The sequence below is a fragment of the Actinoplanes sichuanensis genome (assembly GCF_033097365.1).
Lineage (GTDB): Bacteria > Actinomycetota > Actinomycetes > Mycobacteriales > Micromonosporaceae > Actinoplanes > Actinoplanes sichuanensis.
Map to the genome: position 1 here is coordinate 11,546,692 of NZ_AP028461.1, position 12,134 is coordinate 11,558,825.

The window sequence follows — 12,134 nt, forward strand, 5'->3', positions numbered from 1 at the left end:
CGTGTGGTCCGTTTGTACGATGCCCCACCGGCCGTCCGTCCGGTTATTGACCGTTCTCCGGTACGGCTTCGAGATTACTGCTGAGGACGATTCACGCTTGCCCTCACCCTGCGTGAGCGGCGGCTACGCGATGAGAACTTGGTCAGTGGAACGGTCGCGGACCTATAGTCGCCGCCGTGATCGAACCGCTGCACGGTGTGACACGTGACACCGCCGGACCCGGACAGCCGGCCGGCCATCCGCGTGCCACCTTCGGGAACACGCCCCGGACCTCCTCGTATGTCGCGTCTCGGGGCCCGTCCTTCGGGGCCGCGCATGGTCCGTCTTCCGGTGCCTCGCCCTTCTCGTCGCATGTGGCGGGGCCGCTGCCCAGTCGGCAGGCCGCGCCGCCCGCCGGACCCGATGTCCAGGACCAGCGGTATGCGGCGCTGGCGGCCTGGTCGGCCTCGGCCGAGACGATCACGATGGCCGCGGTCGAGGCGGGACCCGGGTCGGCGTACCCCCGGAAGGTTTGGGAGAACCCGGAACCGGAAGTGCGTCGCCATGCCGTGCCCGCGAACCGCGTCGCTCTTCTTCTCGCCGTTCTCGCCGCCGCCGGAATCCTCGCCGTCCTGGTCGCCGGGCTTTCCTAGCCCGTCCCGCCGGCATGCGGGGGTATGCCGCTTTGTGCAGGGGCGGGCCCGAATGTCGGAGGGGCGTGGTACTCCTGCGGTGAGGCGGTGGCCGACGGTCCGCCTCGCCGAGTCAGGGAGGACGGATGACCGGAGACGGGCTGACCCGAAGCCTGAACGACATGTGGCGGTCCGTGGTGCTGTACCTGCCGACCGTCCTGGTCTCGCTGTTGATCCTGGTGGTCGGCTATCTGCTGGCCCGTCTGGCCCGGACCCTGACCGCCAAGGCGCTGCGGCGGGCCGGGTTCGACCGGGTCGTGCAGAGCGGTCCGGCCGGGCGTCTACTGAGACCCGGAACGCCGAGCGTCACGGACGTCTGTGCGCGGCTTGTCTTTTTTGTGGTGTTTCTGTTCGCGCTGCAGGCGGCGTTCGGCGTGTGGGGGACCAACCCGGCCAGTGATCTGATCACCGCCCTCATCTCCTGGCTACCGCAGGTCCTCGTCGCCATCGTCATCGTCGTCGTCACCGCGGCCATCGCCCGTGCCGCCCACGATCTTGTGCTCGCCGTCCTCGGTGGGCTGGCCTACGCGCGGGTGCTGGCCAAGGCGGCCGCGGCGGTGATCGTCACCCTCGGGGTGATCGCCGGGCTGGACCAGATCGGCATCGCCACCTCGGTGACCCGACCACTCCTGATCACCATTCTCGCGACCGTCGCCGGCGTGATCATCGTGGGCGTCGGTGGCGGGTTGATCCGGCCCATGCAGCAGCGTTGGGAGGGATGGCTCGACCGTGCGGCGGCGGAGTCGGCGGTGATTCGTTCGCAGGCTCGGGCCTATGCGGAGGAGCGGTCCCGGCAGGCCGAGGAGTCCCAGGCCGGTGGCCCATCGGCCGAGTCGGCTCCGTCTGGTTCGGCCCCGTCTGGTTCGGCCCCGGCGGGCTTGGGTTCGGATGCGTCGGGCTGGTCCGGTTCGGGTTCGGCGGGTTCGGCGGGTTCGGGTTCGGTCGGTTCGGGTTCAGCGGGCGATTTCCGGGCGGGGGAGCCCGGTGGCGCCGGATCTCGGGGTAAAGCCAGACCTCGACCACATGGTTCTGGGTCTGGCTGGAGCGGAGATTCGTCGCCGGATGCCGAGCCTGTAGTGCCCGGCCGTGCGGCGGGGGAGGCTGGTGCCGGATCGGCTGCGGGTGGGCCGGGCGGTAAGGGGTCGCCGTCCGTGGCAGAAGGTCACGGCGGGGATGAGCCGTCGCCGGCCGCGAGTGGTATCGGGCCGGCAACGGCTGTGGGCGCGGTCAGTGCCGACTCACCGGTGGGTTTCGGTGGGCCCGGTGGTACTGAGGTGCCGCCCGTGGTGGGTGGGCACCACGGTGCCGGGGTGCCGCCGGTTGTGGCTGGGCAGGACGGGTATGAGTCGCCATCGGCCCTGAGCGGGCGAGATGCCGATGAGTCATCGTCGGCCGGGCGGGGCGCGGGTGAATCGTCGGCCGTGAGTGGGCAAGGTGCGGGTGAGTCGTCGTCGGCTGTGGGTGGGCGGCTTGCTGAGGATCGGCGGCGGGCGGCGGAAGCGCGCCTTGCCGGTGAGGGTGATCTGGCCGCTGAGGTGCGGCGGGCTGCCGAGGAGCGGCGGGCGGGTTCGGCCGGTGCAGTCGGGGCCGGGGTGGCCTCGGGTGGCCTTCCGGGAGACGGCGCGCCGGTCGCACCGGACGACGACCGTCAGCCCGGGCCCGGAGAACGATCGGATTCCGGGTGGTCGTCGCCGGATTCCGAGGAGGCACCCACGCAGGTGTTCGTCGGTGGTTCCCCGGCCGGAACCGGGAACCGGCCGGCTGAACCAGCGGAAGCGGCTGAATCCGCCGGATCGGAGAGTCGGACCGCCCCTTTTGATCATGAGACCGCGTCGGATCGGGCTGCGGTCGCCGGTGCCGAATATCCGGAAGAGGCCGCCGACTGGGCGTGGGAGACCCGCTGGGCCGAGGAGGAACGCCGGACCCGCGAGCACGACAGCGACGAGACGCAGGTCATCGTCGCGCCGGTGGACGATCGGCCGCACATGATTCCGGGTTTCGACCGCTATGACGACCCACCCACCGATCCCGGTCGCGTCGACGAGGACGACACGGTCTACGTGCGCACCGGAACCGCCGAAACCACGCTGCTCACCCCCGGGGTGCGGCCATCACGGTCGCCCGCTCCGGACCCGCCGCCCAACGCCGAACCGGCAGCCGGCCACACAGACGAGCCGACGACTTTTCTTTCGCCCGGCGGCGGGACGGCGGGCGGACCCGTGACCGCAGACGAGCCGACGACCTTTCTTTCGCCTGGTGGTGAGGTGCCGGCCGACTCTCTCGAGGGGGACGAGCCGACGACGTCTCTTCCGCTCGGTGGCGAGCCGGCGGGTTCTCGGGGCGGTTCGGAGGAGGTGACGACATCGGTCATCACTCGTGGGGCGGATGTCGGCGACGAACCGACCGTCGTCCACGAGCCGGGAACGGATTCGGCGGTGGTGATCGACGGAGACGATGAGGACCGCACTCGGCTCGTGCCGCTGGAGGATGCGGGCACCGGCGCCGATCAGCCAACCGTTCCCGGTGCGGCGGGAGCCGGGGCCGAGGAACCCACCGTTCCCGGTGTTGGAGGGTCGGGCGGGGTCGGTGCTGAGGAACCCACTGTTCCCGGTGTTGGAGGGTCGGGCGGGGTCGGTGCTGAGGAACCCACTGTTCCCGGTGTCGGACAGGGGGGAGCGGTCGGGGCCGGAACTGATGCGCTCAGCGTTGGCGGGTCCGTGGCCGCCGATGACGATCCGACTGTGGAAAGGCCCCGGCCCGGGAGTCCCCGGCGGGAGGAGCGAATGTGACGGAGGGCCGGCACCGGGGTTTCCGGTGCCGGCCCTCAGGGTCGGGAGATGATTCGGGTCGCAGGGGTGGCCGAATCAGCCGGCCGGGACAGTCAGGGCGGGGCGGTCAGGGTGGGGCGGCCGCTACCGCGGGATGCGGTCGGCGGTGGCTCCTCTTGGTCAGTTCGCGGCCGGCAGCGTGGTGGCCAGCATGCAGACCGCGAGGAGGCGGCGCAGCACCCAGTCGTTCTCGGACCAGTCGATCTCGCCCTCGGGGGCGATCCAACCGTGCTGGAACGCGGCGTCGCGGACACCCTCGGCGTAGGCCGCGAGCAGGATCGCGGTCAGCGGGCGGGAGTCGGCGTTGAGGCTGTCCCGGATACCGGCGGCGTGCTGGTCGATCACCGACATCAGGCCGGGGTTCGCCTGGGCGGCGGCGAGACCGGTCACGCCGACAGCGGCGGTCAGGTCGGCGAGCGAAGCGTGGGCGGAGCGCTGAGCAGCGCGGGCGGCGGCGTTGCTGAACAGGCCATTCATGAGAAGAAACGTTAGGGAGCCCAGGGTGACCGACGGGTCCATCACCGTTGCAGACCGGTTGAACTCGCTGAGGCCGGGAAAGGGGGTGTCGGAGCGGGAGGAGCGGTCATGGGTGGCGACGGCGTGGAACCTGGTGGCGGTGCCGAATCCGGCGGCAGAGTGGAACCTCGCGGCGGCGTGGAACCTGGTGGCGGTGTGGAACCTCGCGGCGGCATGGAACCAGGTGGCGGTGTGGAACCAGGTGGCGTTTTGGAACCAGGTGGCGGTGTGGAACCTCGCGGTGGTGTGGAACCTGGTGGCGATGCCGAATCCGGCGACGGGCCGGATGCGGCGCACCGGCCGCCGGACGGGCTGGACGACGTCACCGTCGAGGCGCTCGGGAAGCTCAGCGAGGCGCTGGAGACCGTCGAGCGGGTGCGCGGGCACCTCTACAGCGTGCACCAGCTCGTCGGCATGGCGGACTTCTCGCTGGATGCGGCCGTCTCGCTGTTCATGCAGGCGGGGCATACCGAGACCGCCGAGCGGATCGAGCGGGAGCTGATCGGGCGCAACGTTCTTCCGGGGCGGTGGACGTTCCAGGTCGTCGAGGAGTTCGACGACGGGTACTACGCCGAGTTTCGGGAGATCGAGCGGGAGGCGCGGACCCGGCTCGCCGGTGGCCGGCGGCATCTCTACGAGGCCGGGCTCAAGGAACGGCGGCGCACACACGGACGTCCCGGCCACGAGTCGCGGCCGGGCTCAACGTAAGGGCGACGGATACACGGACGTCCCGGCCACGAGTCGCGGCCGGGATCGGAGAAGCCACCAGGTGCGGCGGACCCGAAGGCTACTCGGAGTAGTCGACGGTTTCCGGGCGGCGGCGCTCGACGTCGTCCGCGATGATCACGGTGGCTACCACCAGGGCCACCACGACGGCGAAGAACCAGGACGCGTCATCGACCAGCTTCGCTGCCAGGGGTGCCTGGAAAGCGGCCAGGAGGAAGCCGACCCAGGCGAGGCGGCGCTGACGCTCAGAGAGGAAACCGACAGATCGCACCCGGAAAGTCTGGCGCGATATGGGCGGATCGCCGTCACCCGTTCGGCCGATTCTCCGTTGTCCGATGGTGCCCACCGACTTGCGTCTCCGTCGCTCAATTGTCGTCGCCTCCGGGGTTGTGGCGCTGGCTGTGGGGGGCGTCGCGATGGTCTGGCCGGCGCCGACCGCGCCGCCTCCGGCGGCTGTCGCGCCGGTGGCGGACGAGCGGATGGTCGCCGGGCCGCTGGACGGCCGGACCGCCGCGTGGCTCACTGTGGGTGATGCCGCGGCGCGGGTACGGGTACGTTTCGCGCGCCTGCCGGGCCTGCTCTACCGGATCAGCACCGCCTCCGACGCGGGTGTCGTGCCGGTCGTGAGCCGCCGGGACGGCCGGGTCACGCTGCGCTTGAACGAGGCCGACGGGGACGGGCTGGACGAGGTGCGGATCGTCCTGAACCGGAACGTGCGATGGGACATCCGCCTTCCGGCGGGGGCGGGAGAACAGCAGCTCAACCTGCGGGACGGCCGGGTGCGCCGGGTCGAGGTCGGTGCCGCCGGGCTGGCCGAGGTGTGGCTGCCGGAGCCGGACGGGACGGTACCGGTCGTCTTCACCGGCGGGATCGGTACGGCCGTGGTGTCGGTGCGGTATGGCACCCCGGTGCGGATCCATCTCACGCAGGGCGCCGGATCGGTGGAGACGCCGTGGCTCGCCAACAACGGCACCGCCGCGGGCACCGTGCTGCGGGAGTCGGATTTCCGGCAGGCCCTGGACCGGTACGCGATCCGCGCCGACGGCGGCATCGGCGCGCTGGTGCTCCGGCGCCCGGCGGACCGCGACCCCCAGGACGTTCCGGGCCCGGTGGTCCAGCAGCCCGGCCCGGCCAACGGTCAGCCGGAGCCGCCCGCCGAGCAGCCGAGAAGGGCCGGTCAGCCGAAGGGGACCGGTCAGCTGAAGGGCGCCGAGCAGCCGAAGGGCACCGGTCAACTGAAGGGCGCCGAGAAGCCGAAGGGCACCGGGCAGCCGAAGCGGGCCGGTCAGCCGAAGGGCACCGGGCAGTCGAAGAACGCCGAGCAGCCGAAGCGGGTCACCGGGCAACCGAAGTCGTCCGGGAAACGGCCGGCATCGTCCACCCGGAGGCCCGGATCCGCATCGACGCCGGATCTCAGCGACCGGCGAACGCGGCGGGCGAAAGCGAACACGAACGGGTCGGTGGCCGTGCCGGGAAGTCCGCGCCACGGCACGCAGCCGTCGCGGGCTCCGGTGACCGACGACCCGACCAGGAGCGCGACCGCCGGAACCGGCCGTCCGCCACGGAACGGCGCGACGCCCACGAAGGAGGCCCGGGACCGCACCGGTGAAGCCGTCGGCGCCGGACGGGTTGAGCGGTGACCGACTGGATCAGCCCGGCGGCCGGGCTTCGGCCCGGTGTTCCGCCTGCCGGGCCGTCGTAGGTTCGGCGCTTCACGTAGCCGTACGAAATCAATGGGGTCCGGTATGTCCGGTGGTGCTGGGGCGCTCGCCCGCGGTGACCGAGGGTTCCGCGCCGGCGTCATGACCCTTGCATACCCACCGCAATACACCAGAAACGGCCACCCGAACCGGGTGGCCGTCTCCTGGATGAGCCGAATGATCAGATGCCGGGCCGGTCGACCTGGCCGCGCCACGCGCCGGTCTCGATGCCGCCGCGGCTCTCGATGAACTCCTTGAAACGGTGCAGGTCGCTCTTCACCCGGCGGTCGATGACGCCGAGCTTGTCGCCCGCGGTCTCGATGAAGCCCTGCGGATCGAAGTCCATCTGCACGGTGACGCGGGTGTGCATGTCGTCGATCCGGTGGAACGTGACCACACCGGCCTGCTTCTCGCCGTCGGTCGCGTGCCAGGCCACCCGCTCGTCGGGCAGCTGCTCGGTGATCTCGGCGTCGAACTCGCGCTTGATCCCGGCGATCTCGGTCTTCCAGTGCGTGTGGGTGTCGTCGAGCTGGCGGATCTCGCTGACCCCCTCCATGAACCGGGGGAACTCCTCGAACTGGGTCCACTGGTTGTAGGCGGTGCGTACCGGGACGTTGACGTCAACGAACTCGGTGACCGTGCTCACGAGGTTCTCCCTTCACTTGCCTGTCACGATCACTGGGGTGCCCGGGAGTGGATGCCCTAAACACGGGGTAGCTTGCGAAATGTGGACGACGTGGACGCGATCGTCGTCGGGGCCGGGCACAACGGTCTCGTCGCGGCGAACCTGCTGGCCGACGCCGGATGGACGGTCCGGGTGCTGGAGGCCACCCCGCAACCGGGCGGAGCGGTCCGCTCCGGGCACCTGACCGCGCCCGGCTACCTCTCCGACCTGTTCAGCGCCTTCTACCCACTCGGGTACGCCTCCCCGGTGCTGAAACAGCTGGACCTCGACGTCCGCTGGACCCACGCGCCGGACGTGTTCACCCATCTGCTGCCGGACGGCCGGGCCGCCACGGTCAGCCGTGACATCGATCGGACCGCCGCGTCGATGGAGCAGTTCGCGCCCGGAGACGGCGACCGGTGGCGCAACGCCTACACCGACTGGCGGTCGGTCTCCGACGAGATGTTGAAGACCCTGTTCACGCCGTTCCCGCCGGTCCGTAACAGTGTGGGCCTGATCCGGCGGCTCCAGCTCGGTGGCGCGTTGCGGCTGGCCCGGCGGCTCGTGCTCTCGGTGCGTGAGCTGAGTTCGGAGCTGTTCGACGGGGAGGGCGCGGCCCTGGCACTGGCCGGCTGTGCCCTGCACACCGACCTGTCGCCGGAGGAGGCGGGCGGCGGCGTCTACGGCTGGCTGCTGGCCATGCTGGGTCAGGAGGTCGGCTGGCCGGTCCCGGTCGGCGGGGCGCAGGAGCTGACGTCGGCACTGGTCCGCCGTTTCCCCGGCGAGATCGTCTACGACGCGCCGGTGAGCCGGGTGCTGGTGGCGCGAGGACAGGCGATGGGGGTACGGACGGCGGACGGCCGGAACTGGCGGGCCCGCCGGGCGGTGATCGCCGACGTGCCCGCCCCGGCCCTCTATCGCGACCTGGTCGACGACCGCTGGCTGCCGTCCCGGCTCACCGAGGACATGGCCCACTTCCGCTGGGACGGGGCCACCGTCAAGGTCGACTGGGCGGTGCGGACGAAGGTGCCCTGGACGAACCCGGCCGCGGCCGGCGCCGGCACCGTCCACCTGGGCGCCGACCTGAACGGGCTCACCCGGTACGCCGCCCATCTCGCGTCCGACGAGATCCCGCCGAAGCCGTTCCTGCTCCTGGGGCAGATGACCACGGCCGACGCCACCCGGTCACCGGAGGGCACCGAGTCGATGTGGGCGTACACCCACCTGCCGCACCGCTCGTCCTGGCACGCCGACGAGATCGCCGAACACGTCGAACGGATGGAGGCGGTCGTCGAGGAGCATGCCCCCGGTTTCCGGCGTGAGGTCGTGGCCCGCCACGTGTTCGCGCCGGGCGACATGGAACGGGAGAACCCGTCGCTGGTCGGCGGTGCGCTCGGCGGCGGGACCGCGGCGGCCTTCCAGCAGCTGTTCCTGCGGCCGGTGCCGGGGATCGGACGGGCCGACACCCCGGTCGACCGGCTCTACCTGGGCAGTTCGTCGGCGCATCCGGGCGGCGGGGTGCACGGGGCGCCGGGCGCCAACGCGGCGCGGGCCGCCCTGGCCCGGCACGGCAACCCGCTCTACCCGGCGGTCATCGGCGCCGCCCACCGGGTGATCTACCGCTGACGTTCGGCGATGTCGGCGAGTCGGCGCAGGGTCTCCACGTTACGACGGTGCAGCAGCAGGTCGTTGAGTTTGTTGCGGACCCACAACAGCGGCCCCTCGGTGAAGTCCTCCTCGATCTCCACCCGGGTGGCGCCGTCGCCGACCGGGGTGAGCCGGATGTCGACCTCGGCCGCGCCGAGCGGCCACAACCCGGCGTTCAGCCGCAGCGAGTGGCCGGGCGAGCAGGCCAGGACGGTCGACGAGTCGTGCAACGACAGCGGCCACGGGCCGGCCTTGTGGTGGAGTTTCGAGCCGGGAGCCGGCCACTGCGGTTCGACGTCCCGGATGTGCACGGTGCCGACCACCCAGTCGCTGTACGTCCACCCGTCGGCGAGGACGGCGAAGACCTGGTCGGGTGGGGCCTGAACGGTTCGCGCCACGATAGCCACGACAGCCGGTTTACCCTGCTCACGAAGTCCGTAACGGTCCGCCCATGTTTACGGTTCGTGCTGTCGGGCAACTGCTGGCGCGTACCCGACCCCGGCCCTGGAGGAGACCCCGTGCACATTGCGATGATCTCCGAGAACGCTGACGTCGCCGACCTGTCGGCCGCGCTGGCCGAACTGGGCCACGACGTCCGGATCTACACCCGACGCGAGGACCCGGACGTCGCCGAGGTGGTCGTCACCCCGAGCGGCGTGCACGTGGTCCACATCGCGGCCGGCCCGCCCCGCCCGCTGCCGTCCGACCTGGTGCTGCCGCACATGGGGGAGTTCGCCCGGATCCTCGGCGAGCAGTGGCGCGACGGCTGGCAGCCGGACGTGGCGCACGCCCACTTCTGGACCAGCGGCCTGGCCGCGGTGACCGCCGCCCGGCAGTTGAACATCCCGGTCGTCCAGTCGTTCCACGAGTTGGGCGAGTTCGGTGAGGTCGCGGACGGCCCGTCCCGGTCCGGCTACGAGCGGGCGCTCGGCCGGGCGGTGGACCGGGTGGTCGCGCAGACCCAGGAGGAGGTCCGTGGCCTGGTCCGGATCGGCGTGCCGCGGTCCAGCCTGATCGTGGTCCCGGCCGGCGTGGACAGCGAGACGTTCACCCCGGACGGCCCGGCGGTCCAGCGTGACCCGGAGCGCCCCCGCATCCTGTCGGTCGGCAAGCTGGTCGAGCGCAAGGGGTTCGGCGACGTCATCCAGGCGATGCGGTACGTGCCGGACGCCGAGGTGGTGGTGGTCGGCGGCCCGCCCGCGGAGCGGCTCCCCGGCGACCCGGGCGCCCGGCTGCTCCAGTCGATGGCCGAGCAGTTCAAGGTGGCCGACCGGTTCCGGCTGGTCGGCGCGGTGCCGCACCGGGAGCTGCCGAGCTGGTACCGGTCGGCCGACGTGCTGATCGCCACCCCCTGGGAGGAGCAGGCCGCCCTGGAGGCGATGGCCTGTGGCGTCCCGATCGTCGGCCCGGCGGCCGGTTCGCTCACCGAGACGGTGGTCGACGGCCTGACCGGCGATCTGGTGCCGGAGCGGGACCCGCGGGCCCTTGGCGGCGCGCTGCGCCGGCTGGTCAACGACAAGGTGCGGCGGTTCACCTACGCGACCGCGGCACTGGACCGGGCCCGGCAGGCGTACTCGTGGAAGCGGGTGGCCGCGCAGGTCGGCTCGGTCTACGCGAGCCTGCGGCGTACCCCGGCCGTGGTGGAAGACCCGGTGTAGGGCGGCATCAACCGATCGGTGGATCGGATCCGTCGCCCGCTGTTCGATTCGGGCACCATGGCCTCCGGGCGACGCTGTATGCATGACAGTCATCGAGGTCGAGAACCTGGCGAAGAGGTACGGCGAGACCGTCGCCGTACGAGACGTGTCCTTCAGTGTCGAGGCCGGTGAGATCTTCGGGATCCTCGGCCCGAACGGCGCCGGCAAGACCACCACCGTCGAGTGCATCAGCGGCCTGCGCACCCCCGACTCGGGATCGATCACGGTCCTCGGACGTCCCGCCGGTGACCGGTCGCTGCGGTCGGTCATCGGTGTGCAGTTGCAGGAGAGCGAGCTCCAGGACAAGATCACCGTCCGCGAGGCGCTGGAGCTGTACAGCACGTTCTACCCGAACCCGGCCGACTGGCGGGCCCTCGCCGACGACCTGGGCCTGGCACCGAAGCTGAAGTCCCGCTTCGGCAAGCTCTCCGGCGGCCAGAAGCAGCGCCTGTCGATCGCGCTGGCTCTGATCGGCAACCCGAAGATCGCGATCCTGGACGAGCTCACCACCGGCCTGGACCCGCAGGCCCGCCGGGAGACCTGGGACCTGATCTCCGGCATCCGCGACCGTGGCGTCACCCTGCTGCTGGTCACCCACTTCATGGAGGAGGCCGAGCGCCTCTGCGACCGGATCGTGGTGATCGACAAGGGCTCGGTGGCGGCCCTGGACACTCCGGCCGGACTGGTCGAGCGGACCGGCAACGAGCAGCGGATCCGGTTCCGGCCGTCCACTCCGATCGAGGACGAGCTGCTGACCGTGCTGCCCGAGGTGCGCGAGTTGCGCCGGCAGGGCCCGCGGATCGAGGTGGTCGGCACCGGCAATCTGCTGCACGCGGTCGTCTCGGTGCTCGCCCGCAACGGCATCGTGGCCGCCGAGCTGACCCTCGACCAGTCCACTCTCGACGACGCCTTCGTCCAGCTGACCGGCAAGGAGTGACCGTCATGTCCGTCTTCACCAAGATCACGATCACCGAGTCCCGGCTCACGCTGCGCGACCCGCTCTACGCCTTCTTCACCCTGCTCTTCCCGATCCTGCTGGTGGTGATCCTGGGCAACGTGCCGACCATGCAGGAGGCGCCGCCCGAACTCGGCGGCCTGCGGGTGATCGACCTCTACGCCGGACTCGCCCTCGGCATGGCCATCGGCATCATCGGGTTGCAGGGCCTGCCGTCGGTGCTGGCCACCTATCGGGAGCGCGGCATCCTGCGCCGGCTCGCCACCACTCCGGCGGCGCCGCCCACCCTGCTCGCCGCCCAGCTGGTGATGAACCTGGTCACCGTGCTGGTGTCGATGGTGCTGGTCTACACGGTGGCGATCCTCGTCTTCGACGTGCCGTTCCCGCAGAACCCGGCCCTGTTCCTGCTCGCCGTCCTGCTCAACTGCGCCGGAGCGTTCTCCATCGGCCTGCTGCTGGCCGCGGTCGCACCGACCGGCAAGACCGCCAACGCGATCGGTACGTTCCTGTTCTTCCCGCTGATGTTCTTCGCCGGCCTGTGGGCGCCCCGCGAGCTGATGCCGGAGGCACTGCAGCGGATCGGCGACTTCACCCCGTTCGCGGCCGGCCAGGATCTGATGACCGACGCTCTCACGGGACAGTCACCGGAGCTGCTCTCGATTACGGTTCTGGTGGGATACCTGGTGATCTGCGGGACCGCCGCGATCAAGCTCTTCCGCTGGGAGTGACG

The 12,134-nt window shown here is 71.2% G+C and carries 12 protein-coding genes; 8 read left to right on the plus strand and 4 right to left on the minus strand.

The window, feature by feature from the left end; genetic code table 11:
* Positions 1-176: 176 nt before the first annotated feature.
* Both Q0Z83_RS52880 and Q0Z83_RS52885 read left to right on the plus strand, forming a co-directional pair.
* Entirely contained in the window at positions 177-632 is a 456-nt protein-coding gene (locus tag Q0Z83_RS52880) for a hypothetical protein (RefSeq protein ID WP_317791142.1), read from the plus strand.
* A 125-nt stretch (positions 633-757) separates the two neighbouring features.
* Positions 758-3,460: a mechanosensitive ion channel family protein gene (locus Q0Z83_RS52885; RefSeq protein WP_317791143.1), complete on the plus strand. Its 2,703-nt coding sequence runs from the start codon at positions 758-760 to the stop codon at positions 3,458-3,460.
* Between the two features lie 159 nt (positions 3,461-3,619).
* Here Q0Z83_RS52885 and Q0Z83_RS56030 read toward each other — a convergent pair whose 3' ends face one another.
* A complete protein-coding gene (locus tag Q0Z83_RS56030; protein WP_378079124.1) occupies positions 3,620-4,402 on the minus strand; it encodes a DUF6401 family natural product biosynthesis protein in 783 nt (260 codons plus the stop codon).
* Between Q0Z83_RS56030 and Q0Z83_RS52895 the strand changes: the two genes are divergently transcribed.
* Positions 4,328-4,723 (plus strand): hypothetical protein, encoded by a 396-nt coding sequence (locus Q0Z83_RS52895; RefSeq protein ID WP_378079129.1) that lies wholly within the window; start codon positions 4,328-4,330, stop codon positions 4,721-4,723. The genes Q0Z83_RS56030 and Q0Z83_RS52895 overlap by 75 nt on opposite strands.
* A gap of 79 nt (positions 4,724-4,802) precedes the next feature.
* Here the strand turns inward: Q0Z83_RS52895 and Q0Z83_RS52900 are convergent, their stop codons facing one another.
* Positions 4,803-5,012 carry a hypothetical protein gene (locus Q0Z83_RS52900; protein WP_317791145.1) on the minus strand — a complete coding sequence of 70 codons (210 nt, stop codon included), beginning with the start codon at positions 5,010-5,012 and terminating at the stop codon, positions 4,803-4,805.
* Positions 5,013-5,130: 118 nt separating this feature from the next.
* On the opposite strand from Q0Z83_RS52900, the gene Q0Z83_RS52905 reads away from it, so the two are divergent.
* Positions 5,131-6,381: a hypothetical protein gene (locus Q0Z83_RS52905; RefSeq protein WP_317791146.1), complete on the plus strand. Its 1,251-nt coding sequence runs from the start codon at positions 5,131-5,133 to the stop codon at positions 6,379-6,381.
* A 241-nt stretch (positions 6,382-6,622) separates the two neighbouring features.
* Here the strand turns inward: Q0Z83_RS52905 and Q0Z83_RS52910 are convergent, their stop codons facing one another.
* Complete coding sequence (locus tag Q0Z83_RS52910) at positions 6,623-7,087, minus strand: SRPBCC family protein (protein WP_317791147.1); 465 nt, start codon at positions 7,085-7,087, stop codon at positions 6,623-6,625.
* 81 nt (positions 7,088-7,168) lie between these two features.
* Between Q0Z83_RS52910 and Q0Z83_RS52915 the strand changes: the two genes are divergently transcribed.
* Positions 7,169-8,731, plus strand: coding sequence for a phytoene desaturase family protein (locus tag Q0Z83_RS52915; protein WP_317791148.1), 1,563 nt, complete (start codon positions 7,169-7,171; stop codon positions 8,729-8,731).
* Here the strand turns inward: Q0Z83_RS52915 and Q0Z83_RS52920 are convergent.
* Complete coding sequence (locus tag Q0Z83_RS52920; RefSeq protein WP_317791149.1) at positions 8,722-9,150, minus strand: SRPBCC family protein; 429 nt, start codon at positions 9,148-9,150, stop codon at positions 8,722-8,724. The genes Q0Z83_RS52915 and Q0Z83_RS52920 overlap by 10 nt on opposite strands.
* Before the next feature lie 120 nt (positions 9,151-9,270).
* Between Q0Z83_RS52920 and Q0Z83_RS52925 the strand changes: the two genes are divergently transcribed.
* The 3 genes from Q0Z83_RS52925 (at position 9,271) to Q0Z83_RS52935 (ending at position 12,132) form a co-directional block, all read left to right on the plus strand.
* The gene (locus Q0Z83_RS52925) at positions 9,271-10,410 is read left to right on the plus strand and encodes a glycosyltransferase (protein ID WP_317791150.1); all 1,140 of its coding nucleotides are present in this window, start codon (positions 9,271-9,273) and stop codon (positions 10,408-10,410) included.
* A gap of 82 nt (positions 10,411-10,492) precedes the next feature.
* Positions 10,493-11,386 carry an ABC transporter ATP-binding protein gene (locus Q0Z83_RS52930; protein WP_317791151.1) on the plus strand — a complete coding sequence of 298 codons (894 nt, stop codon included), beginning with the start codon at positions 10,493-10,495 and terminating at the stop codon, positions 11,384-11,386.
* 5 nt (positions 11,387-11,391) lie between these two features.
* Entirely contained in the window at positions 11,392-12,132 is a 741-nt protein-coding gene (locus Q0Z83_RS52935) for an ABC transporter permease (RefSeq protein WP_317791152.1), read from the plus strand.
* Positions 12,133-12,134: the final 2 nt, after the last annotated feature.

Excerpts from the sequence above, each read along its gene's own strand:
- Q0Z83_RS52885 (WP_317791143.1), top strand. The coding sequence starts at position 758 with ATGACCGGAGACGGGCTGACCCGAAGCCTGAACGACATGTGGCGGTCC.
- Q0Z83_RS52930 (WP_317791151.1), top strand. The coding sequence starts at position 10,493 with ATGACAGTCATCGAGGTCGAGAACCTGGCGAAGAGGTACGGCGAGACC.
- Q0Z83_RS52935 (WP_317791152.1), top strand. The coding sequence starts at position 11,392 with ATGTCCGTCTTCACCAAGATCACGATCACCGAGTCCCGGCTCACGCTG.